Source organism: Methylosinus sp. KRF6 (genome assembly GCF_018887255.1).
GTDB classification, from domain to species: Bacteria; Pseudomonadota; Alphaproteobacteria; order Rhizobiales; family Beijerinckiaceae; genus Methylosinus; species Methylosinus sporium.
Map to the genome: position 1 here is coordinate 2,882,995 of NZ_JAHLJF010000001.1, position 22,119 is coordinate 2,905,113.

Consider the following 22,119-nt stretch of genomic DNA (forward strand, 5'->3'; position numbering starts at 1 on the left):
CACGTGTCCGATGTCCAGGCTCCGACGTGGGCGCGCCCGTCGCTTACGGGCTTTGCGAAGCCGCTCTCGGGCTAACCAAGGCCGTCAATTCTCCGCGCGTTCCAGCGAAAGATATTTTCCATCATCTCAAAAAATGAGGTAAAAACGCTCATGGCTTGGCGCCGCTACCATCAGCGGAGTTCTCGCATTCATCGTTGCGACGGATATTGGCATTCGCTGGCCTTCAAAATCTCACTTCAGCCGCACGCCGAGCAGCAAGCCGCTGTCCGCCACGGAATTTTCGCTCGATCCCGTGGCGCCAGAGGGCTTCGACGCGAGCGCCAGCGCACGGAGACGAGCGGCGTCGACGCCCAGGCGCGTCAACGCCGCGACCACGGCCTCCGCCCGCCGCTTCGACAGTCTCTTGGCGTCGCCATAAGCCGCGACCGTCGCTCTGGCGCGAGGATGAGCGGCCAGAATGTCGGCGACCGCCCGCAATTGCGTCTGCGCGGCGGGCCGAAGGGCCGCTCCGCGCGGCTCGAAAGCGACGCCGTCGAGCTCGAACCAGGCAATTTTTCGCCCGGGAGGCGCCTCGCCGACGAGGAAGGCGCGCAACTTCGACTCCACCCCTTCGCTCGCAACGACGCTGGATCGCGTTTCCGCTTTCTGCGTTTCGGCTGAGCGCTCCGTCGGGAGAGCCGGAACGAGCCCGGCCGTCGGCGCCGCCTCGGACTGCGCTGATGGAAGCGGCGGCGTTTCGGCAACGGGAAGGCCCGGCCGCCATGGGCGCCACAACGCCAGAACGGCCACGATCGCCAGCGCGGCGGCCGTCGCTCCCGCCCATATCGAGCGTCTCGAGCCCGCCGAGCGGCGGAGGGCGTCGGTAGGGGCCGGCTCGTCGATGCATGATCGGCGCAGCCGCAGCGAGTTGGCGATCACGCTCACCGACGACAGCGCCATGGCGGCGGCGGCGATCGTCGGCGACAGCAGCAGTCCGAAAGCGGGATAGAGCGCGCCGGCGGCGACAGGCACGCCGGCGGCGTTGTAGATGAACGCGAAGAAGAGATTCTCGCGAATGTTGCGCATCGTCGCGGCCGAGAGCCGTCGGCCGCGAACGATGCCCTGCAGATCGCCCTTCAGCAAGGTGACTCCGGCGCTCTCGATCGCGACATCGGTTCCCGTCCCCATGGCGACGCCGACATCGGCGGCGGCGAGCGCCGGCGCGTCATTGACGCCATCGCCCGCCATGGCGACGACACGGCCGGCCGCTCTCAGCCGGCTCACCACCTCGCTCTTGTCTTCTGGAAGAATCTCGGCTTCGACCTCGTCGATGCCGAGCCGCTTCGCCACGGCGCGCGCGGTCGTCCAATTGTCGCCCGTCAGCATGACGACACGCACGCCATCCTTCCGCAGCGCCTGCAGGGCGACGGGCGTCGTCTCCTTGACGGGGTCGGCGATGCCGATCACGCCGACGACGACGCCGTCTAGGGCGACGAAAATCGCGGTGACTCCGTCTTCTCTGAGCCGCTCGGCTTCTGCATCGGCGGCGCCGGCGTCGACGCCGATCTCGTCCAGGAAGCGGCGATTGCCGATAATCAGCGATCGACCATCGACCACGCCCGTCACGCCTTTGCCGACCGGCGAATCGAACTCCTTCGCTTCGGAGAGCTCGAGCCCGCGCGCGAGCGCCGATTGCACGATCGCCTGCGCCAGCGGATGCTCGCTCGCCCGTTCGAGGCTGGCGGCGAGACGCAGTAGATCATTCTCGGCGAGCTCGGCCGTTGGTCGGACGTCTGTCACGCGAGGCTTGCCTTCGGTCAGCGTGCCGGTCTTGTCGACGACGAGAGTGTCGATCTTCTCGAAGCGCTCCAACGCCTCGGCGTTCTTGATGAGTACGCCGCTCTGCGCGCCGCGTCCGACGCCGACCATGATCGACATGGGCGTCGCGAGGCCTAGCGCGCAGGGGCAGGCGATGATGAGGACGGACACGGCCGCGACGAGGCCATAGGCCATGCGCGGCTCCGGTCCCCAGATGGCCCAGGCTATGAAGGCGAGGACGGCGACGCCGATGACGGCCGGAACGAACCAGCCGGAGACCTGATCGGCGAGCCGCTGGATCGGCGCGCGGCTGCGCTGCGCCGCGGCGACCATCTCGACGATGCGCGCCAGCATCGTGTCGCGGCCGACCTTGTCGGCGCGCATGACGAAGCCGCCGCTCTGGTTGAGCGCGCCGCCGATGACTTTGTCGCCGGCGTTTTTAGACACCGGCAGCGACTCGCCCGTGACCAGAGATTCGTCGACCGAGCTGCGGCCGTCGAGTAGTTCGCCGTCGACGGGGATCTTTTCGCCAGGGCGCACGCGGAGCCGATCGCCGACTGCGACTTGCTCGAGCGGAATATCGTCGTCCGATCCATCGGCGGCGACGCGCCGCGCGGATTTCGGCGCGAGATCGAGCAGAGCGCGGATCGCGCCGCCGGTCTGTTCCCTCGCGCGCAGCTCCAGCACCTGTCCGAGCAGAACGAGGACAGTGATGACCGCGGCGGCCTCGAAATAGATCGGGACCGAGCCATCCGCGTTGCGGAAGGCCGGCGGAAACAGCGTCGGGACAAAAGTGGCCAGCACACTATAGGCCCAGGCGACGCCGGTGCCCATTGCGATGAGCGTGAACATATTGAGATTGCGCGTCACGAGGGACCGCGCCGCCCGCTCGAAGAACGGCCACCCGGCCCACAGAACGACGGGTGTCGCGAGAACGAATTGAATCCAATTGGAGGTCTGCGGTGAAAGCAATCGATGCAGGCCGAGAAAATGTCCGCCCATCTCCAGAGCGAGGACAGGAACGGCGAGGGCGAGGCCGATCCAGAAGCGCCGCGCCATGTCGACGAGCTCCGGGCTCGGCCGGGTCTCGGCGCTTGCGACGACAGGCTCGAGCGTCATTCCGCAGATCGGGCAATTGCCCGGCTTCGGCTGACGGATTTGCGGATGCATCGGGCAGGTGTAGATCACCTCTGGATACGCGCCTCGGCCGCGCTGTTCCCTGGGCGCCGCCCTCGCCGGAGAATGCAGATGCTCCTCGCGAGAGTGTCGGTTGGCGTGCTCATGGGCATGTTCATGGGCCATGGAGAACCCCTAAATCGCCGCTACGACTTAGAATGCGCAGACTTCACCGACTGAAAAACCAGAACATGACGCTGAGCGCCACGCTGACGATCAGCGACGTCGTAAGGGGAATATAGGGGCGGAAATCGCCGCATTCGACAGCTTGGTCGCCGGGTGGCGGCCGAGGGCGAACCGCTTAGCGACGAATCGCGCCAGCCCGACGAGGAACGAAAAAGAAGATTTCGACGAACGAGCGGTCGCCATGCCCTGCATGACACTGTTCTGCAGCGCGCGCCTGCCGACGCGCCGTCCGAAGGGTTCGTGAAGCGACCAATAGCTTTTCCCTGCTCGAGCGAGTTAGCGTTTTTCGTAGTGATTCGGTGGCTGGCGTAAGAATCCCCTGCGACCGAGGTCTCTCAATGTCGTCGCGCGCACGAGCTTCCGCCGCTGAGCCGAAGCGACAGAATTTATTCTTTATCTACATCCTCGGGAAACTCGGCCCTGCTTCGTTGATCGTTGGAGCAGCGCATGGCTGCGCGCCAATTCGACCACCGCTCGTCGCCCCTGAACCGTTCGACGCCGGAGCGCCTGCGCCCGCTACATATTATCGATCTACGGTCGGTTCGTATGCCAGCCAACGGCCGATCCAGCCGGGCTCCTGGAAAGAGCAAAATGCGCAACTGACCCGATCATCGGAGCGAGCGCATCACGGCGGTTCGGAGCATGAGCATTGAAACGGCTCCCATGCTCTCTATCGACGCTGCGACGGTGGCGGAACAGTGGTCTGAGGCTTCGAGCCGGCGCGGCGCTGCTCTCCGCCATGACGCTTTCCGCTTGTGTCGGCTTTTCGGACGACGGCGGCATGAGCATTGTCGCGGACGTCGCCGGTAGCCGGCTCGAGAAGGATGTGCTGGCGATTCGCACGCCGGAGGACGCCGCATCCGCTCGGGCTCGTGTCGAGCATCTGCTCTCGCGAGCGCTGACGGCCGACTCTGCGGTGCAAATCGCCCTGCTCGACAATCGCGGCCTCCAAGCGGAGTATAATGCGCTGGGCTCCGCGGAAGCGGCGATGGTGAAAGCGGTCCTTCCGCCAAACCCGAGCTTTTCCATTTCGCGGATCGCCGGACCGTTGAAATTGGAGCTCGAGGCGATCATCGCCGCCGATATTCTCGCATTGGCGACTTTGCCGGCGCGGGCGGAAATCGCTGCAGATCGATTTCATCAGGCGCAGCTGCGCGCCGCCGAGGAAACGCTCCGGCTCGCGACCCGAGCGCGCAAAGACTATTATCGCGCCGTCGCGGCGCAGGAGCTCGTCGCTTTTCTCACCAAAGCGAATTCGACGGCCGAATCGGCCGCGCAGCTCGCCAGAGCCTTGGGCGAAACCGGCGCGATGAACAAGCTCGATCAGGCGCGCGAGCAAGTCTTCTATGCCGATCTTACCGTTCGGCTCGCGCAGGCTCGCCAGCGCGCGATCGCGGAGCGCGAGCAGCTGATCCGCTCGCTGGGCCTGTGGGGCGCCGATCTCGATTTCAGGCTGCCCGCGGCTCTGCCGGCGCCGCCCTCTCGTCCAAACAACATGCCCATGGTCGAGCAGGAAGCGGTGGCGCGCCGCCCCGATCTCTTCGTGGCGGGCATAGAGCTCGACGCGCTCGCAAAATCGTACGGGCTCGTCGAAGCGACCCGCTTCGTGAATGTTTTCCAATTGTCCGGCATCTACAAGGACACTCGCGAAATCGTCACCAGAGTTTCGAGCGACGGGACGATCGACACCGAGCGTGTTCGATTCAGGGTTTTTGGCCCGGGCGCCACGATTGAGATTCCGATCTTCGACTTTGGCGAGGCGCGCACGCGCGAGGCTGAGCAGAGCGTCATGCAGGCGTTCAACCGCCTCGCGGCGAAGGCGGTCGACGTTCGGTCGGAAGCGCGCCTAGCGTATCAAACCTATCGCTCCGCATGGGACGTAGCGAATCATTATCAGCGAGAGATTTTGCCGCTGCGCAAAATCATCACGGATGAGAGTCTGCGGCGTTACAATGCGATGCTGATCGACGTCTTCCCGCTGCTCGCCGAGGTGCGCCAGAGGATAATGGCGAATATCGCGGCGATCGAGGCCAAACGGGATTTCTGGCTCGCCAATGCCGATCTTCGGGCCGCGGTCATCGGCGGCGTCGAAACGCGAGTCGAAGAGGCGCCCGTATCGCGGATGGATGCTATCGGCCAGTGACGCATGAGGGAAGACAGACAATGATGTCTCGAAGGAACTTCATCGGCGCCGCGGCTGGATTTGCGAGCGTCGCCGCCCTGAGCGGCCGTGCGCAGGCGGCGAGCATTCCGGAGGCGCATTATGCGACGAGCGCGGAGACGCAACCTCCGCTGTTCCCATCGAATGGTCCCGAATTTCATCCCGTCGTGACGTTGAACGGGTGGAGCTTGCCATGGCGCATGAAGGAGGACGTCAAAGAGTTCCATCTTGTCGCGGAAGCGGTCGTGCGCGAGTTCGCGCCCGGAATGAAAGTGCATCTTTGGGGCTATAACGGCCAATCGCCGGGTCCGACCATAGAGGCGGTCGAAGGCGACAAGGTCCGCATTTTCGTGACGAACAAGCTGCCGGAGCCGACCTCGGTCCATTGGCATGGAATTTTGTTGCCGAACGGCATGGACGGCGTGGCCGGCGTCACGCAGCCTCATATTCCGTCGGGCAAGACCTTCGTCTATGAATTCGAGCTGAAGACGAGCGGGACCTTCATGTACCACACGCATTCGGACGAAATGGTGCAGATGGCGATGGGCTTGATGGGAATGATCGTCGTCCATCCGCGCGATCCCGAGCAGCATAGGGTCGATCGAGATTTCGTCTTCATGCTGGCCACCTATGACGTCGATCCTGGGACCTATGTGCCGAAGGTCGTGGAGATGACGAACTTCAATATGTGGACATTCAACAATCGCGTCTTTCCCGGCATCGATCCGCTCGTCGTGCGCTTGAACGATCGCGTGCGCGTGCGGATGGGCAATCTCAGCATGACAAATCATCCGATTCATCTGCATGGCCACCATTTTTACGTCACCGGCACGGATGGGGGCTGGATTCCTCGATCGGCGCAATTGCCCGAAGCGACCGTCGACGTCCCCGTCGGAACGATTCGCGCCTTCGAGCTCGTCGCAGACAATCCGGGCGACTGGGCCTTGCATTGCCACAAGTCGCATCACACGATGAACGCCATGGGCCATGACTTGAGAACGTTCATCGGAGCGAAACAGAGCCAGAGAGTTGTCAAAGCGATTACCAAGCTGGTTCCGGATTACATGCCCATGGGCTCGTCCGGTATGGGCGACATGGCGTCGATGCACATGCCGGGGCCGGATAATGCGCTTCCCATGATGACCGGAACGGGCCAATTCGGGCCCATCGAAATGGGCGGCATGTTCACGCTCATGAAAATCCGAGAGGGGCTGGCGCGTAATGACTACAAAGACCCGGGTCCGTACAAGTTTCCGGAAGGAACCGTGGCTCACGACGTCGAGGGTCGACCGGCAGAGGCGTCGCGGCATGAGGGAATGAAGAGCACGAAAAGCCCTGCGCCGAGGCCCTCCGGCCACGGCTACCATGAGCATCATTGAACAGAGGAAAATTGTTAGACTGATTTGTTCAGCTTCTCGTCGGCGGCGCGAAAGTCGTTCATCGCGCAGTCGGTCATATCGCGCTGTGATATGGCCCCGTCCCAGCACGAACCGGCGCGCGGCGGCGTAGAATTGGCTGCGGTTTCGGCGTGAGAGGCCGCGCCGAACGCAATCGATAGAATCGCCGCAACGGTAACGGTGGAGCAGGCGATGTCGAGATATACGCTACGCCCTCGCATTCGGCGCCCTCTTTCGATTTCGCAAGTCAAATTACTTTGCGCGAGCAATTGTCGTTAATTACCGCACGCGACAGGGCGCAAAAAGTCGACCGCAATGGAACGCGCCGAGGCGCGTTCCTTCTCGCGATCGTCGTCACCCCAGCGTCTTCTTCAGCTCGGCCAGAATCGCGTCACCCATCTGGCTCGTCGAGACGGGCTTGTCGTTCGGCCCGGCGATATCGGCGGTGCGCAGGCCGGCGGCCAGCACATCGGCGATCGTCTTGTCGATCGCGTCGGCGACCGGGATCAGGCCGAAGGAATAGCGCAGCGCCATCACCAAAGAGCCGATCATGGCGATCGGATTGGCGAGCGCCTTGCCGGCTATGTCCGGCGCGGAGCCGTGGCAGGGCTCGTAGAGCGCCTTGCGCTTGCCCGTGGCGGCGTCTTCCCCGCCGAGCGAGGCGGAGGGCAGCATTCCGAGCGAGCCGGTCAGCATGGAGGCGACGTCCGACAAGAGATCGCCGAAGAGATTGTCGGTGACGATCACGTCGAACTGCTTGGGCCGGCGCACCAGCTGCATTCCGAGCGCGTCGGCGAGCATATGCTCGAGCTGCACGTCGGAATATTCGCGCGCGTGCAGGGCGGTCACCATCTCGCGCCACAACAGGCCGGACTTCATCACATTGGCCTTCTCGGACGATGTGACCTTGTTGGAGCGCTTGCGGGCGAGCTCGAAGGCGATGCGGGCGATGCGCTCGATCTCATAGGTCTCATAGACCTGCGTGTCGACGCCGCGCTTCTGGCCATTGCCGAGATCGGTGATCTCCTTGGGCTCGCCGAAATAGACGCCGCCGGTCAGCTCACGCACGATCATTATGTCGAGGCCGTCGACGAGATCGGGCTTCAGCGAGGAGGCGTCGACCAGCGCCGGATAGCAGATGGCGGGGCGCAGATTGGCGAAGAGGGCGAGATCCTTGCGCAGGCGCAAGAGGCCGGCCTCGGGGCGCACCTCGTAAGGCACGCCGTCCCATTTCGGCCCGCCGACGGCGGCCAGCAGCACGGCGTCGGCGCTCTGGGCCAGGGCCATGTCGGATTCGCTGATCGCCTGACCATGGGCGTCATAGGCGGAGCCGCCGACGAGGCCCTTCTCCGTCTCGAAAGAGGCGACGCCGGAGGCGCTCAGAAAGGCGATGAGCTTTTCGGCCTCGGCCATGATTTCCGGGCCGATGCCGTCGCCCGGCAGGAGAAGGAGCTTGTAGGCGGCCATGAAATCCTCTCTATCTCTGGTTCTCGGGGTTGCGCTGTCCATAAGGCGCGCGCCGGCGCAAGGCAACATTGCGGAGAACTCCATGGTGATGCGACAATCTGTCCGAGGCGGCCGGCTTGCCGGGATCGCGACGGCCGTGCAGCCTGCGGTCCGAGCCCCATAAGGAGCCCCGCTTCGCGCCGATCCCCAATCGGCGGGAGCGAAGGAAAAAACGAAAAGAGGAGACGCGTTTCATGTCGACATCGAAGATCGTGGCGGCCGCTCTGCTCGCGGCCGCGCTCACCGCCGGCCGCGCCGAGGCCTTTTGCCTCTTCTCCTGCGAGCCGACCGCCGACAACGCCCGCTCGGTGTTCGAGAACCGGCTGAAGAAGAAATTCGATCCGGACGCGAAAGTGGTGAAGTTCGACGTGTCGCGCTTCTGGCGGCTGGACGTCGAGGGCGCCGGCCACCATGCCGTCGAATTCTACTTCACCGGCTCGGCGGAATTCCCCAAGGGCGCCAATCTCGACTGCAAGCCGGACGAGGCCGGCGCGGTCAAGGCCGGCTGCTCGGCGAGCAAATATTATTCGACCACGGTCTCCAATCAGGAGATCAAGGACCGGCAATATATTGAGCCCGGCGCCAAGATCGACTTCAACGACGAGACCCGCTTCGACGAGAGCCCGAAGGGTTGGAAGGGTCAGGACGGCAACGTCTATTGACCCCGCCCCGGCGGCGGCCCTTCCCTAGGCCCGTGAAATTGGTGTAGAAGGCCCGCGACAGAATATGCGCGGGCCGCGGGGCGGGCGGAACCGAAGCGCCGGGAGACAGCGGTTCATGCAGCAGGTTATCATCGTCATCCACCTGATGGTGGTGGTCGCTCTCGTCGTTCTGATTCTCTATCAGAAGTCGGAGGGCGGCGCGCTCGGCATCGGCGGCGGCGGCCTGTTCACGGGCCGCGGCCAAGCCAATGCGATCACGCGCGCGACCGGCATTCTCGGCGCCGTCTTCTTTTTGACCAGCATCGCCCTCACTGTCCTTCCGGCCTGGGAGCGCGGTCCCGAGGGTTTCGATCCCGCCAAGCTGGAATTCAAGGAACTGCCGCCGGCCGGCGCGCCGGCTCCGGGCTCTTCGGCTCCCGGCGCTTCTGCTCCCGCTCCGGCGGAGAAGAAGGAAAGCATTTTCGATCAGCTGCAGCGCGCCCAGCAGCAGCGCCAGGGCGTGACGCCGCCCGCCGCCGAGCCGCCTGCCGCTCCGGTCGAGACCGCTCCGGCGACTCCGCCGGCCGCGGAAGGCTCCAAATCGCCCGAGGCCGCGGCTCCCGAGATCAAGGCTCCCGAGGGTTCCGACAAGGCTCCGGCCGAGGAGAAGTGAGGCGCGGGCGGCCGCAGGGCCGCCCTTCGCAGCTTCGACGCGAGAACGCGCCGGTGGAATTCCCGCCGGCCGACGAAAAAACCTTTTCCGAATCGATCCCGAGGCGATAAGCGTAAGACCCCATGGCGCGGTACATCTTCATCACCGGCGGTGTGGTCTCCTCACTCGGCAAGGGCTTGGCGTCTGCGGTGCTCGGAGCGCTGCTACAGGCGCGCGGCTACACCGTGCGACTGCGCAAGCTCGATCCCTATCTCAACGTCGACCCTGGCACGATGAGCCCGTACCAGCACGGCGAGGTCTTCGTGACCGACGACGGCGCCGAGACCGATCTCGATCTCGGCCATTACGAGCGCTTCACCGGCCGTCCCGCTTGTCGCCAAGACAATGTGACGACCGGGCGCATCTATCAGGACATCATCGCCAAGGAGCGGCGCGGCGACTATCTCGGCGCGACGATCCAGGTGATTCCTCACGTCACAAACGCGATCAAGGACTTCGCCCTCGAGGGCAATGACCATGTCGATTTCGTGCTGATCGAGATCGGCGGCACGGTCGGCGACATAGAGGGCCAGCCCTTCTTCGAGGCGATCCGCCAGCTCGGCAATGAGTTGCCGGAGAAGCATTGCGTCTATATCCATCTGACGCTGCTGCCCTTCATCCCCAGCGCCGGCGAGCTGAAGACCAAGCCGACGCAGCATTCGGTGAAGGAACTGCGCTCCATCGGCATTCAGCCGGATATTCTGCTCTGCCGGACCGATCGCGAGATTCCGCGCGAGGAGCGCCGCAAGCTCGGCCTCTTCTGCAATGTCCGCGAGAGCGCCGTGATCGAGGCGCGCGACGCCGCCCATATTTATGACGTGCCGCGCGCCTATCACGCGGCCGGGCTCGACGCGCAGGTGCTCGCCGCCTTCGGCATAGACCCGGCGCCCAAGCCCGATATGAGCCGCTGGAATGCGGTGACGCAGCGCGTCAACAATCCCGAAGGCGAGGTGACGATCGCCGTCGTCGGCAAATATACGGGCATGAAGGACGCCTATAAGAGCCTCATCGAGGCTCTGGCGCATGGCGGCATCGCCAATCGCGTGAAGGTCCATCTCGACTGGATCGAATCGGAAGTGTTCGAGAGCTCCGATCCGGCCGCCCATCTCGAGCATGTGAACGGCATTCTCGTGCCCGGCGGCTTCGGCCAGCGCGGCGCCGAGGGCAAGATTCTCGCGGCCCGCTTCGCCCGCGAGCGCGGGGTTCCCTATTTCGGCATCTGCTTTGGAATGCAGATGGCGGTCATCGAGGCGGCGCGCGCCCTCGCCGGGATAGAGAAGGCGAATTCCACCGAATTCGGCCCCTGCGAGGAGCCCGTCGTCGGCCTGATGACCGAATGGCTGCGCGGCAATGCGCTGGAGCAGCGCTCGGCGAGCGGCGACCTCGGCGGCACCATGCGGCTCGGCGCCTATCCCGCGCATTTGAAGCCCGGCTCGCGCATCGCCGCCATCTACGGGCGCTGCGATATCTCCGAGCGCCATCGCCATCGCTATGAGGTGAACGACGCCTATCGCGAGCGGCTGGAGGCGCATGGCCTCTCATTCGCCGGCTCCTCGCCGGATGGCGTGCTGCCGGAGACGGTCGAGATTCCCGACCATCCCTGGTTCATCGGCGTGCAATATCACCCGGAGCTGAAGTCACGGCCCTTCGAGCCGCATCCGCTTTTCGCCAGCTTCATCGAGGCGGCCAAGGCGCAGAGCCGGCTGGTGTGACGGCATAGGCAAGAGCGAGCCTTCGCGCTCGGAGTTACTCGGCTCGCTCGAGGCTCCGAGCGACCGTCGGCGGCGCCGCCGACGCGTCGCCGGCCCGCCACGCCGCGCGAGCGGCGAGGAAGGCCGCTGTCAGAAACCCCACCGTCGTCAGAGTGAAGCTCACGCCCGCGATCAGCGGAAAATGCGGCTCGACCGGCGGCAGCGTCGCCGGATCGATCTTCGGCCGCAACGCCCGCAGCGCGAAGGAGAGCGGGTTATTGAATGTTCCGAAGCAGATCGAGACGATCATCCAGATCGGCGGCCGTATGGCGTATTGGCGGAACAGCAGCCCGAAGACGAACACGAACTGGGCCATCATCAGATAATCGATATGGGCGCGGATAAGATCGTCGCGTCGGTGGATCGCCCGCGCCAGCTCGCCGTCGGGGTAGAACAAAGTGACGCCCAAGACCCACGCGATGGCGAGCGCCATGCCCAGCAGCAAGGTCGCGAAGGCGAGTATAAAAGCATTGCGCGACGGCAGGCGCGCCCGGATCGAAAGCGGTTTCATCGTCGAATCTCCAAAGCCCCTGGTCGGGGAGGGCGCGACCGTCGCGCGCCGCGCACGCGCCGAGGAAGAGCGCGCAGACCGTCCTGCGCCGGGCATTTTGCCCGATCTTTCCGGGCGTGCGCGGCGCTTCCTGCGGGGCGCATTGGCGGTGAAGGCGATTCCTGCTTTACTCCGGCCGCGGGGAGACAAGCCGGAGCCAAGCCCGATGCAATTGATCATTCGCCTCATCATGCGCCTCGTCGCCATTGTGGGCTTTTGCCTCGCGCTCGCCATCGGCTGGGTGATGGACGACGCCAATCGCTCCATTCGCGCCGAGACGCAGGCCTCGGCCGAGCGCGTCGCTCATGAGCTCGAGCATCTCTTCTGGCGGGAGATTCTCTGGCGCGGCAGTCTTCGCCGCGATAATATTCTGCCCATTCCCAATTGGGAGTCGCTTTCGACGGTGAAGCTCGTCTCGCCGGGCGTCTGCATCACTTTCGCGCCGGGGACGGAGGAGCCTCGCGTCTTGTGCAGCCAGATGGACGGGGTCGGCCTCGAGGCGCCGCAATGGTTCGCCCATGCTTTCGAGCTTCTGTTCGGCGCGCCGGCGCCGGTGTCGCGGCCGCTCACCGTGCGCCAGCCGGAGACCGGGGCCGTGGTCGCGCGCGCCGATTCGGCGGCGGCCGTGCGGCAGGCCTGGCGGGAGATCTCCATCGTCGCCGGAGTCGCCGCCTCCATGGCGATCGGCGTCTGCTTGCTGGCGGCGCTCGCTATCTTCCACGCGCTGGCGCCGACGCAGACGATCGTCGACGGGCTCCGACGGCTTGAGAACGGCAATTATCGCCATCGCATCAAATCCTTCACCAGCGGAGAGTTCGGCCTCATCGCCCGCGCCGCCAATGATCTCGCCGAGCGATTGGCGCAGACGACGGCGGAGCGCGTCGCGCTGACCAAGCGGCTGTTCGAGGTGCAGGAGGAGGAGCGCCGCGCTCTCGCGCGCGATCTCCATGACGAATTCGGCCAATGCCTGACGGCGACCAGCGCCTTCGCCGCGGCGATAGAGGCGGGGGCGTCCGACCGGCCCGATCTCGCCGCCGACGCCCGCTCCATCGGCAAGGTGGCGCGGCGCATGACGATGACTCTGCGCGAGGCGCTGGCGCGGCTGCGCTCGCAGGATCTCGATGAGCTGGGCCTCGAGGCCTGCCTCGTTCAGCTCGTCGCCGGTTGGAACGCGCAGACGGCGCCCCGCGCGGTCGTGCATCTCGATCTGATGGGCGATCTCGCCGGCGTGCCGCCAGCGGTCTCCACCAGCGTCTTCCGCATCGCGCAGGAATGCCTCACCAACGCCATGCGCCACGGCCGGCCGAGCGAGGTTTTCTTGCGCGTGGAGCGGCTCGCCTCCAATGACGGTTTCGTCGCGCTCACTGTGGAGGACGACGGCGAGGGCGATCCGACGCGCATCGATTTTTCCGCCGGCCATGGCCTGCTCGGAATGCGCGAGCGCGTCTCCGCCTTCGGCGGCAGCCTCTCCATCGATCGCGCCGCGCACGGCGTCTGCGTCGCGGCGCGCATTCCGCTGGCGCCGGCCAATTCCAACGCGGCGGCCAGCGCATTCGGGCGCGCGGCGTGAGCGGCGTCTCGGTCCTGCTCGTCGACGATCATCCGATCGTGCGCGAGGGGTATCGCCGATTGCTGGAGCGTCAGCCGGGCTTTCGCGTCGTCGGCGAGGCCGACAGCGCCGCGACGGCCTATGAGGCCTATCGCAAATTTTCGCCCGATGTCGTGGTGATGGATTTGCAGCTCGCCGGGGGCGCCGGCGGGCTGGAGGCGGTGCGCCATATCCGCCAATGGGACAAGAAAGCGCGGATTCTCGTCGTCACCATGCATGACGCCGCGGCCTATGCGCTCAAGGCTTTCGAGGCCGGCGCCAGCGGCTTCGTCACCAAGGGCGGCGAGGCGGTGGAGCTGGTGCGCGCGGTGGAGACGGTCGCCCGCGGGGGCCGCGCGCTCGGCGACGACATTGCGCGGGAGATAGCGGCGGAGCGCCTCGCCGAGGGCCGTTCCCCGCTCGACGATCTCGGCCCGCGCGAGACGGAGATTCTCCGTCTCGTCGCCTCCGGCCGCACGACCGACGAGATCGCGCGCGCGCTCAATCTCAGCGCCAAGACGGTGCAGAATTATCACTATCAGATCAAATCCAAGATGGGCGCCCGCACCGACGCGCATCTCGTCTGGCTCGCCATCGGCGCCGGCCTGGTCGGCGCCGAGAGGTCGGTGTGAGAAGTCGCGAGCCTCGCGCGGGGCTTTACGACTTCGCCTTCTCGGACAGAATCTTGTCGAAGTCGGCCGCGGGAATCTCGCCGCTGTAGCGTTCGCCGTTGATGAAGAAGGTCGGCGTCGAATTGATGCCGAATTTCTCCGCCGCGCGGTCGCGCACCTTGCTCACATTCTCGTAGAGCTGCTGATCCTTGAGCGTCGCCTCGAATTTCTCCTGGCCGAGGCCGGTCTGCTTCAGCACATTGGCGAGGCCGTCGAGCGGCTTGTCGACAAAGGCCCAGTTCTTCTGCTGGGCGAAGAGCAGATCGACGACCGCATCGCGCTTTTCGCCGGCGTTGCGGGCCAGCATGAAGGCCGCCGTCGCCAGCGGATCGAGCGGGAACTCGCGCAGAATGAACTTCGCCTTGCCGGTGTCGATGAAATTCTTCTTCAGCGTCGGATAGACGTCCTTGTGGAAGGCCGCGCAATGGCTGCAGGTCATGGAGGCGTATTCGACGATGGTGACGGGCGCGTCGGCCTTGCCCTCGACGATATCCGGCAGAGCATTGGGCGCCATCAGCTCCTCGACCGGGACCTTGCCGCTCGGCGCCTTGTCGGCGAAGGCGGGCGCAGAGAGGCCGAGGACGGCGGAAGCCGCCGCGGCGAGCGCGGCGCGACGGGTGAAACGAAGGTCGAAGCTTTGCATGGCCGCTCCATAGGGTCGCGAAACGGGCGGACCATAGAGCATTTTCGCCTCGCGGGGAATCGGCCGAGCGCGAGGTTTCCGGCGCCGTCGACAGGACAAGGATCGCCGCGCACAGAGGGGAGAACGGACAATGCCGCGAATTCACATATTCGGCGCGTCCGGATCCGGCGTCTCGACGCTCGGCGCCAGGATCGCCGATCTGTTGTGCGTTCCGCACATAGACTCGGACCGGCTCTATTGGGCGCCGACCGACCCACCCTTCGTCGCGCCGCGGCCTCTGTCGGAACGGCTCGCTCTGCTGCAGGAGCTCACGCCGGCGACGGGAAATTGGGTGTTTTCCGGCTCGGCGATCGGCTGGGCGGCGCCAATCGAGCCTTTTTACGAGCTGATCGTCTTTCTTCGGCTCGACCCCGCGATTCGGATGGATCGGCTGCGCCGGCGCGAGCTTGAACGCTACGGCGCGCGCATCGAGCCCGGCGGCGACATGGCGAAGGCGAGCGCGGCATTCTTCGCCTGGGCCGCCGCCTATGATACGGCCGGCGTGGATCGACGCAGTCGCGTCGCGCACGAGAGGTGGCTAGGCTCCCGGACGGCTCCGATTCTGAGCCTCGATTCCTCGCAACCGGTCGAGGCTCTGGCGCGCGCGGTCCTGTCGGCGGTCGAAGCTCTATAGGACGAGGCGCGCTACCTCCGCCCGCACCGCCGGCAAAAGCTCCTCCGCGAACCAGGGATGGCGTTTCAGCCAGCCCGTGTTGCGCCAGGAGGGATGCGGCAGCGGAACGATCTTCGGCGAAAGCGCCGAAAATTCCCGCCAGCGGCCGACCGTTTCGGCGACGCTCGCGCCCGGCCGCAGCGCCGCGCCGAGCCGGCGTAGATGATAGGCCTGCGCATATTTGCCGACGGCCAGTATCGTCTCCACCTGCGGCAGAGCCGCAAACAGCGCGTCATGCCAGAGCGGCGCGCATTCGCGGCGGGGCGGCAGATCGCCGCCATGGGTGTCATAGCCCGGAAAGCAGAAGCTCATGGCGGCGACGCCGACGCGGGAGACGTCGTAGAAAGTCTCGCGATCGACGCCCATCCAATCGCGCAGCCGGTCGCCGGACGGATCATCGAAGGGAAGGCCGGAGCGATGCACGCGCATTCCGGGCGCCTGGCCTGCGATCAGCAGCCTGGCTCGTGGCGAGACGCGCAGCACCGGCCGCGGCTCATGCGGCAAAGGCGCGCCCTGCGGCCGCTCGACGCAAATGCGGCAGGCGCCGACGCCCGAGACGAGCGCGGCGAGAGCGGATTTGTTCGCGGTGGAAAAGCTCAATTCAGCGCTCGCTCGGGCGGATAATCCATCGAATTCGACAAATGTCGTGAGTCCCCCGTTAACGTTTCCGCCCCATTATCGGCGACGCTCGACCTGACGCCTAGATTGCAGAGATTTATTTCGGCTTCTGGAAAGGGTCGTGACGACGTTTCCCGTCTGGGGCCGTCGATGGAATGCCTCGAGTCGCCGTTGCTTTCGGGTCCCAGCGTATCATGAATGACATAACCGCCGAGATGATCGAGCGCGGCCGGGGCAAGGACCCCCGCGCGCTCGCAGAGCGTCGCCGCCGCAGCGCCAAAGTGCGTCAAGCGCGCGAGCGGCTCACCTCTTCGGACACGGGTCATAGAGGCTGCGACGTCGGCCTGCTGCGCGCCTACGCCTCCGCGCGCATTCATTCCGCCGTGCCGGCCACGGCGCTGATCGCCATGGTGGCGGCGCTGACCCGCTATTGGATGGAGGGTGAGCTCGTCATCATTTGGACCGTGCTCGCCTTTTCGAGCCTGCTGCTGTGCTACGGCCTCGCCAAGAAGCTCGAGCGTCTCTTGGACGACGAGATCAATGTGGTCGGCTGGCGCAGCAAGTTCGTCGCCGCGGAATTTTTGCACGGCCTCGTCTGGGCGGCGATGGCTCTGCTGCTGCTACAGGCGAAAGACCCCAACGCCAAGGCTTTCGTGACGGCTATGCTGATGCTGGCGGCGGCGTTCAACACTATGGTCACGGCGACCATACCTTTCGCCGTCTATGCGACGATCACGCCCATTTCGCTCGCCATCGTCGCCTGCCTGCGCATAGACGGAATGGAGGACACCAGTCTCTCGCTGCTGGCGCTGGTCGGCGCGGCGCAGGTGTTTTTCGTCGTGCTGGCCAAGCGCGTTCATCATGTGACGCGCGAGGGCCTGTTCTTTCGCATCGAGAAGGACGATCTCATCGGCGAGCTGGAGCAGGCCAAGGCCAATTCCGACGAGGCGCGTCGCCGCGCGGAGGAGGCCAATCTCGCCAAATCGCGCTTCCTCGCCACCATGAGCCATGAGCTGCGCACGCCGCTCAACGCCATACTGGGCTTCTCGGAGGTGCTGAAGAACGAATTGTTCGGCGTCCATGCGGTGGCGGCCTATAAGGATTACTCCAATGACATTCACTCGAGCGGCCAGCATCTCTTGATGCTCATCAACGAGATTCTCGATCTCTCGCGCGTCGAGGCCGGCCGCTACGAGCTCAAGGAGGAGAGCGTCTCGCTGGCCGGCGTCGTCGAGGATTGCCGCCATTTGCTGACCATTCGCGCGCAAAAGCGCGGCATAGAGATGATCGAGGCCAAGGAGCCCGACCTCCCGCGCATTTGGGCCGACGAGCGCGCGGTGCGGCAGATCGTGCTCAATCTCCTGACCAACGCCATCAAATTCACGCCGCAGGGCGGGCAGGTGACGCTCAAGATCGGCTGGACCAGCGCCGGCGGCCAATATGTGGCGATCCGCGACACCGGGCCGGGCATTCCAGAAGAAGAGATCGCTGTCGTCATGTCCTCCTTCGGCCGCGGCACGCTGGCCCAGAAGAATGCGGAGGAGGGCACCGGCCTCGGCCTGCCGATCGTCAAAGGCCTCGTCGATCTGCATGGCGGTCTGTTCAAGCTGAAGTCCAGAGTGCGCGAGGGCACGGAGGCGATCGTCGTCTTCCCGCCGGAGCGCGTGATGAACGCGCTGCCGAAATTCGAGGAAGAGGAAGAGGCGCAGCATTACGCGAGCGCCGAGCGCAGGCGGAGTGCGGCGGCGTGAGAGGGTAACGACAATAGGCATAATGTGCTATTGCCTTGATTAGCGGTCTGATCGACCTTTCGCGCCTTGCGATTTGATCTGGCGCGAGGCGTGTACGCTCGGGCGACCTCATCGGGTAACTGATATATGCTGACGCGGATCGAAATCGACGGCTTCAAAAGCTTCGAAAATTTCGGCTTGGACCTGCAGCCCTTCACCGCGGTCGTCGGGGCGAACGCGAGCGGAAAGTCGAACCTCTTCGATGCATTACGCTTCCTCTCATTGCTTGCGAGCAACGACATCAGAACGGCGATGAAAGACCTCCGAGGGGAGCCGGAAGAGTTGTTTCGGAAAACGCCGGCCCGAGATTTCGAGCAAATGTCGTTTGCGGTCGAGGTGCTTCTCCCGCGCGAGGGGATGGACGCGTTCGGAACAAAATATAACATAACCGCGCAACGTCTCCGCTACGAATTGAGGCTCGGCATCGTTCGTAATGCGGATGGGAGCCCGAGGGGGGTTGTTGTAAAAGAAGAGCGTTGTTCGGCCATGAGAAGAAGGGATGATAGAGCAGTATTTCTAAAATCGATAAAGCTTAAATATAATTCGACGGTAAATCCTTTTATCCGGTTGAATGGGGACGCTGTCGAGGTGCGTCAAGACGGTCCGCAGAAGCATGGCAAGCCTCTTCGGTTTTCTCTGCGAGAGGCGACAAAAACCGCGCTTTCAACGATCTCGACAGCGGAGTTTCCGCATTTATATGCGCTTCGCGATGCTTTGGCGAACGTGCGATTTTTGGAAATAAATCCGCAAGCGGCGAGGAGCGTCAACGACCGCTTCGAAGATCGTAAGCTGAAAGCAGATGCATCGAACCTCGCGGCTGCGTTGGCGGCGCTGAAGGAAGATACTTCTACGAAGCAACGTCCGGACGGCGTTCTTTCGGACATCGCGGCAGATCTCGCTTCGCTTATCCCGTCGGTCCATCGTTTGAGCGTGACGACGGATACGGATCGCCGGCAATATTCCTTCAATCTGGAGTTCGCCGGTAGTCAAACGTTCAGCTCGCGCGTCATTTCTGACGGCACTCTACGATTGCTTGCCGTGCTGACGGTGCTGAATGATCCCGAGAGGCGCGGCACGCTCTGTTTCGAAGAACCCGAGAACGGGGTGCATGAGGGCCGCGTGCCGATGCTAGTCGAGTTCTTGCGTGACGCGGCGGCGTTTTCGTCGAGCTCTGAAACGCCTTCCTTTCAAATCATCATCAATACACATTCGCCCAAGGTGATGGCGGCGCTCAAAGACGGGGAACTCGTCGCGTCGGACAGTGTCGTGACGCTCGACCCCGCAACGGGCTTCCGGTCGACGCGGACGCGTATGCGCTCTGGGATCAAGCCGAGTGGAGATTTCTTCGATCACGAAACGACATTGACGCGGTTCGAGATCGAGCAGCTTCTACAGCACGTCAGCGATGCCGCATGATCTATTTGAGCTGGGTGGCGCATTGCGAAGGCGCCTCGGATCGGGCCTATTTCGAGGTGCTGATACCGCGGGCTTTGCAAGGAGCGTTCGAAAAGCGATCACCTTTGCAAAAGATAGAGATTCCTGAAATGCAGGCCGTTCGGCTCGCGGGACGCGTCATCGACGAGGTGGCACAACAAGCGTGTAAGGCAAAAGACGCTTTCCAAATCATATTCGTCCATTCCGACACGGGTGGACGAAGCCTCGAAGCGAACATGGGTGCGCGATCTTGCGCTCTGTGTCTGGCAATGGAGCGCCGGTGCGAATGGCCGCCGCGCCGTTGCGTCGTCATAGCTCCCCGACACGAGACGGAAGCTTGGATTTTATCCGACGGCGCCGCTGTGACATCGGCGCTCGGCTATACCGGCTCCCCCGAGTCGATCGGGCTGCCATCGGAGCCGAGAGCAGCCGAGCGGTTGAAAGACCCTAAGTTAAATTTGCACGAGGCGGTGATCAAAGTGAGAGGGAGTCGACGTCGATCGGACGACGTGCAGCAATTATATGCGTCGATCGCGCAGCGACAGTCTCTCGACCAGTTGCGGCGCCTGTCGTCATTCGCTGCTTTCGAAAGCCAATTGATCGACGCCCTGGTCGAGATGCGATGCGTCTCGAACGCGAGCGACTGATACCCGTCACCAAAAAGGAGCATGTCCGTGACTGACGCCTCCTCTTCCGACTCGGCCCTCGTCCTTTTCTCCGGCGGCCAGGATTCCGCCACCTGCCTCGCCTTCGCTCTGTCGCGCTTCGCGCGCGTCGAGACCATCGGCTTCGATTACGGCCAGCGTCATCGCGTCGAGCTGGAGCAACGCGGCGTGCTGCGGGAGGGGATGAAGCGCATCTCCCCGCTCTGGGCCGAGCGGCTCGGCGAGGATCACACCATCACGATAGAAGCGCTCGGCGCCATCTCCGACACGGCGTTGACGCGCGAGGCGGAGATCGCCTTCGACGCCTCGGGCCTGCCCAATACTTTCGTGCCCGGACGCAACATTCTCTTTCTCACCTTCGCCGCGGCGCTCGCCTATCGGCGCGGGATCGGCCAGCTCGTCGGCGGCATGTGCGAGACCGATTATTCCGGCTATCCCGATTGCCGCGACGCGACGATCCATGCGACGCAGACGGCGCTGTCGCTCGGCATGGATCGCCCGCTCGAGATTCTCACTCCGCTGATGTGGATCGACAAGGCCGCGACCTGGAAGCTCGCCGAGGAATTGGGCGGCGAGCCCTTGGTGCGGCTCATCGTCGAGGAGAGCCACACCTGCTATCTCGGTGAGCGCGGCGCGCGCTTCGACTGGGGCCATGGCTGCGGCGAATGTCCGGCCTGTCGCCTGCGCGCCGCCGGCTGGGAGAAATATCGCGCCGATCGAGAGCAATGAAGCTCGTCTCGTCCTCCGCTATTCGCCGCGAATCGGCGGCGCTCAAAACGCAGACCGGCCGCCGCCTCTATGTCGTCGCGCGCGCTGCGCGGCGAAGGCGAGCCCTCCGTCAATTCCCGCAGGCTCGGGGATTCGCAAAAAAATCTGCGACGCGACAATGATCCGCGATCATAGCAGAAACCGGCCTGCAATAATGATTTGTGACGGAACCCCGCTGGCCGTACGAACATGACCGGATAGCTCGGCCGACGCTCGCCGACACTTGGATCAGGCGCGTGTGGCCTGATCGGGGGCGGGCAGAGTGATTGCTCACCCGAAGTGCGGTAGCGTGGAAACAGGCGCCGAAGCAAATATCGTTTCGAGTGATCATTGTTCGAGCGCAGCGCCGCATGATGCGCGCCGTTTCTTTTTGCACATTCGACCCGAGGGGCAGACTTTGGCGTCGCTGACGACAAAATGCAGAATGCCTATTCTTCTCGTCTGCCTCGCGCTCACGGGTTGCGAAGAGGGACGAATCTCGGTCCCGTGTCGGAGGAAGATCGTGAGGCGCTGATCCGATCCGCCGCCACGACGTCGCCGAATCTGAACCCCGGCGAAAAGATCAAACACCCAGCGGCTGAATCGCGTGTGCACGACGCGAAAATCACCGAAGCGCTCCGGCAAATCGCGCCAGGGTATGCCGGCGCGATAGCGATACAGCACCGCCTCGACGAAAAGCCGGTTGTCCTTGGCGGTCACGCCGACCGTTCCCTCGCGCCCGGGAAGCAAACTCTCGATGCGCAGCCATTGATCATTGCGCAAGGCGTGACGTCGTACCATCGGTCGGCCCCACCGATTCGGCCAACCACCTATGAATCACGCAAACTCGATCTTGGGAATAGGCAAGCCTGCCCGTGGGGCGCCTTACCAATCGATGACAGGCGCTAGGTGGCGAGTTGCTGGCGCGGCGCGCCGATGAAGCGGTCTACTTCGGCTGGAATCGCTCTATTGCTCTCGAGCGGCGATATCGACGAAGCCGCGGCCCTCGCGATCCTCGATCTCGACCAGCCAGAGATCGGAGTCGAAAGCGATTTCCTTGCGCGCGCGCTCCTCGGCCTCGAGCGGCGTCACCCATTCTTCCGAATGCAGCCGGGCGAAGAGGCGGTCGACGCCTTCGGGAAGGTCGACGCTCTGCGGCGCCGGGCCGAGCAGCGCCGCGCGTCCGTCCAGCCGATCGATCTTGATGAAGATCGCGCCGGCCTCCTCGGAGCCGCGACGGCGCAGCATGGCGATCGAGCCGGCCGTCTCGGCGCGGCGGATGAGAGCGGAGACATAGAAGTCGGAGCGCAGACGCATGAGTTCTTTTCAGCCGATCGAGGCCGTCCGCGCAAGGGCTTTCACCGACGACTGGGC

At 64.3% G+C, this 22,119-nt stretch carries 18 protein-coding genes and 3 pseudogenes; 12 read left to right on the forward strand and 9 right to left on the reverse strand.

The window, feature by feature from the left end:
- Positions 1-231: 231 nt before the first annotated feature.
- The 3 genes and pseudogenes from KP010_RS22790 to KP010_RS23335 all read right to left on the reverse strand — a co-directional run.
- Positions 232-789, reverse strand: coding sequence for an OmpA family protein (locus KP010_RS22790; protein WP_371824237.1), 558 nt, complete (start codon positions 787-789; stop codon positions 232-234).
- A 90-nt stretch (positions 790-879) separates the two neighbouring features.
- Positions 880-3,099 (reverse strand): annotated as a pseudogene (locus KP010_RS13805) (copper-translocating P-type ATPase); the annotation flags it as partial.
- Positions 3,100-3,142: 43 nt separating this feature from the next.
- Positions 3,143-3,241 (reverse strand): annotated as a pseudogene (locus KP010_RS23335) (DUF2905 family protein); the annotation flags it as partial.
- A 699-nt stretch (positions 3,242-3,940) separates the two neighbouring features.
- Here KP010_RS23335 and KP010_RS13815 point away from each other — a divergent pair.
- Together KP010_RS13815 and KP010_RS13820 are read left to right on the forward strand one after the other, a co-directional pair.
- Positions 3,941-5,302: a TolC family protein gene (locus tag KP010_RS13815; RefSeq protein WP_246659895.1), complete on the forward strand. Its 1,362-nt coding sequence runs from the start codon at positions 3,941-3,943 to the stop codon at positions 5,300-5,302.
- A gap of 20 nt (positions 5,303-5,322) precedes the next feature.
- Positions 5,323-6,699, forward strand: a complete 1,377-nt coding sequence (locus tag KP010_RS13820) for a multicopper oxidase family protein (RefSeq protein WP_142863441.1) — start codon at positions 5,323-5,325, stop codon at positions 6,697-6,699.
- Positions 6,700-7,071: 372 nt separating this feature from the next.
- On the opposite strand, the gene leuB is transcribed toward KP010_RS13820, so the two are convergent.
- On the reverse strand, positions 7,072-8,184 hold the full coding sequence (gene leuB, locus KP010_RS13825; RefSeq protein ID WP_142863439.1) for a 3-isopropylmalate dehydrogenase: 1,113 nt from the start codon (positions 8,182-8,184) through the stop codon (positions 7,072-7,074).
- Positions 8,185-8,417: 233 nt separating this feature from the next.
- Between leuB and KP010_RS13830 the strand changes: the two genes are divergently transcribed.
- The 3 genes from KP010_RS13830 (at position 8,418) to KP010_RS13840 (ending at position 11,288) form a co-directional block, all read left to right on the forward strand.
- The gene (locus tag KP010_RS13830) at positions 8,418-8,885 is read left to right on the forward strand and encodes a hypothetical protein (protein WP_142863438.1); all 468 of its coding nucleotides are present in this window, start codon (positions 8,418-8,420) and stop codon (positions 8,883-8,885) included.
- A gap of 115 nt (positions 8,886-9,000) precedes the next feature.
- Positions 9,001-9,537, forward strand: a complete 537-nt coding sequence (gene secG, locus KP010_RS13835; protein WP_108915312.1) for a preprotein translocase subunit SecG — start codon at positions 9,001-9,003, stop codon at positions 9,535-9,537.
- A gap of 122 nt (positions 9,538-9,659) precedes the next feature.
- Positions 9,660-11,288 (forward strand): CTP synthase, encoded by a 1,629-nt coding sequence (locus tag KP010_RS13840; RefSeq protein WP_142863437.1) that lies wholly within the window; start codon positions 9,660-9,662, stop codon positions 11,286-11,288.
- Positions 11,289-11,322: 34 nt separating this feature from the next.
- Here the strand turns inward: KP010_RS13840 and KP010_RS13845 are convergent, their stop codons facing one another.
- Complete coding sequence (locus KP010_RS13845) at positions 11,323-11,838, reverse strand: hypothetical protein (RefSeq protein ID WP_142863436.1); 516 nt, start codon at positions 11,836-11,838, stop codon at positions 11,323-11,325.
- 205 nt (positions 11,839-12,043) lie between these two features.
- On the opposite strand from KP010_RS13845, the gene KP010_RS13850 reads away from it, so the two are divergent.
- Both KP010_RS13850 and KP010_RS13855 read left to right on the forward strand, forming a co-directional pair.
- Entirely contained in the window at positions 12,044-13,447 is a 1,404-nt protein-coding gene (locus KP010_RS13850) for a sensor histidine kinase (protein ID WP_142863435.1), read from the forward strand.
- Positions 13,444-14,097: a response regulator transcription factor gene (locus KP010_RS13855; RefSeq protein WP_108915309.1), complete on the forward strand. Its 654-nt coding sequence runs from the start codon at positions 13,444-13,446 to the stop codon at positions 14,095-14,097. The genes KP010_RS13850 and KP010_RS13855 overlap by 4 nt, the downstream gene beginning before the upstream one ends.
- Positions 14,098-14,122: 25 nt before the next feature.
- Here the strand turns inward: KP010_RS13855 and KP010_RS13860 are convergent, their stop codons facing one another.
- Complete coding sequence (locus KP010_RS13860; protein WP_108915308.1) at positions 14,123-14,779, reverse strand: DsbA family protein; 657 nt, start codon at positions 14,777-14,779, stop codon at positions 14,123-14,125.
- 130 nt (positions 14,780-14,909) lie between these two features.
- On the opposite strand from KP010_RS13860, the gene KP010_RS13865 reads away from it, so the two are divergent.
- The gene (locus tag KP010_RS13865) at positions 14,910-15,452 is read left to right on the forward strand and encodes an adenylate kinase (RefSeq protein WP_142863434.1); all 543 of its coding nucleotides are present in this window, start codon (positions 14,910-14,912) and stop codon (positions 15,450-15,452) included.
- Here the strand turns inward: KP010_RS13865 and KP010_RS13870 are convergent.
- A complete protein-coding gene (locus KP010_RS13870) occupies positions 15,447-16,091 on the reverse strand; it encodes a uracil-DNA glycosylase family protein (RefSeq protein ID WP_142863433.1) in 645 nt (214 codons plus the stop codon). The genes KP010_RS13865 and KP010_RS13870 overlap by 6 nt on opposite strands.
- A gap of 212 nt (positions 16,092-16,303) precedes the next feature.
- On the opposite strand from KP010_RS13870, the gene KP010_RS13875 reads away from it, so the two are divergent.
- The 4 genes from KP010_RS13875 to queC all read left to right on the forward strand — a co-directional run bounded on the left by KP010_RS13875 (position 16,304) and on the right by queC (position 20,727).
- The gene (locus KP010_RS13875; RefSeq protein WP_142863432.1) at positions 16,304-17,860 is read left to right on the forward strand and encodes a HAMP domain-containing sensor histidine kinase; all 1,557 of its coding nucleotides are present in this window, start codon (positions 16,304-16,306) and stop codon (positions 17,858-17,860) included.
- Positions 17,861-17,986: 126 nt separating this feature from the next.
- Positions 17,987-19,315 carry an AAA family ATPase gene (locus KP010_RS13880; RefSeq protein WP_142863431.1) on the forward strand — a complete coding sequence of 443 codons (1,329 nt, stop codon included), beginning with the start codon at positions 17,987-17,989 and terminating at the stop codon, positions 19,313-19,315.
- Positions 19,312-19,980, forward strand: coding sequence for a DUF4276 family protein (locus tag KP010_RS13885; RefSeq protein ID WP_142863430.1), 669 nt, complete (start codon positions 19,312-19,314; stop codon positions 19,978-19,980). Before KP010_RS13880 ends, KP010_RS13885 begins: the two co-directional genes overlap by 4 nt.
- Before the next feature lie 21 nt (positions 19,981-20,001).
- The gene (queC, locus tag KP010_RS13890; protein WP_142863429.1) at positions 20,002-20,727 is read left to right on the forward strand and encodes a 7-cyano-7-deazaguanine synthase QueC; all 726 of its coding nucleotides are present in this window, start codon (positions 20,002-20,004) and stop codon (positions 20,725-20,727) included.
- A gap of 609 nt (positions 20,728-21,336) precedes the next feature.
- Here queC and KP010_RS13895 read toward each other — a convergent pair.
- A pseudogene (locus KP010_RS13895) lies at positions 21,337-21,546 on the reverse strand (transposase); the annotation flags it as partial.
- A 165-nt stretch (positions 21,547-21,711) separates the two neighbouring features.
- Positions 21,712-22,062 (reverse strand): DUF1491 family protein, encoded by a 351-nt coding sequence (locus KP010_RS13900; RefSeq protein WP_142863428.1) that lies wholly within the window; start codon positions 22,060-22,062, stop codon positions 21,712-21,714.
- Positions 22,063-22,119: the final 57 nt, after the last annotated feature.

Excerpts from the sequence above, each read along its gene's own strand:
- KP010_RS13815 (WP_246659895.1), top strand. The coding sequence starts at position 3,941 with ATGAGCATTGTCGCGGACGTCGCCGGTAGCCGGCTCGAGAAGGATGTG.
- KP010_RS13820 (WP_142863441.1), top strand. The coding sequence starts at position 5,323 with ATGATGTCTCGAAGGAACTTCATCGGCGCCGCGGCTGGATTTGCGAGC.
- leuB (WP_142863439.1), bottom strand. The coding sequence starts at position 8,184 with ATGGCCGCCTACAAGCTCCTTCTCCTGCCGGGCGACGGCATCGGCCCG.
- KP010_RS13830 (WP_142863438.1), top strand. The coding sequence starts at position 8,418 with ATGTCGACATCGAAGATCGTGGCGGCCGCTCTGCTCGCGGCCGCGCTC.
- secG (WP_108915312.1), top strand. The coding sequence starts at position 9,001 with ATGCAGCAGGTTATCATCGTCATCCACCTGATGGTGGTGGTCGCTCTC.
- KP010_RS13840 (WP_142863437.1), top strand. The coding sequence starts at position 9,660 with ATGGCGCGGTACATCTTCATCACCGGCGGTGTGGTCTCCTCACTCGGC.
- KP010_RS13845 (WP_142863436.1), bottom strand. The coding sequence starts at position 11,838 with ATGAAACCGCTTTCGATCCGGGCGCGCCTGCCGTCGCGCAATGCTTTT.
- KP010_RS13850 (WP_142863435.1), top strand. The coding sequence starts at position 12,044 with ATGCAATTGATCATTCGCCTCATCATGCGCCTCGTCGCCATTGTGGGC.
- KP010_RS13860 (WP_108915308.1), bottom strand. The coding sequence starts at position 14,779 with ATGCAAAGCTTCGACCTTCGTTTCACCCGTCGCGCCGCGCTCGCCGCG.
- KP010_RS13865 (WP_142863434.1), top strand. The coding sequence starts at position 14,910 with ATGCCGCGAATTCACATATTCGGCGCGTCCGGATCCGGCGTCTCGACG.
- KP010_RS13875 (WP_142863432.1), top strand. The coding sequence starts at position 16,304 with ATGAATGACATAACCGCCGAGATGATCGAGCGCGGCCGGGGCAAGGAC.
- KP010_RS13880 (WP_142863431.1), top strand. The coding sequence starts at position 17,987 with ATGCTGACGCGGATCGAAATCGACGGCTTCAAAAGCTTCGAAAATTTC.
- KP010_RS13885 (WP_142863430.1), top strand. The coding sequence starts at position 19,312 with ATGATCTATTTGAGCTGGGTGGCGCATTGCGAAGGCGCCTCGGATCGG.
- queC (WP_142863429.1), top strand. The coding sequence starts at position 20,002 with ATGTCCGTGACTGACGCCTCCTCTTCCGACTCGGCCCTCGTCCTTTTC.
- KP010_RS13900 (WP_142863428.1), bottom strand. The coding sequence starts at position 22,062 with ATGCGTCTGCGCTCCGACTTCTATGTCTCCGCTCTCATCCGCCGCGCC.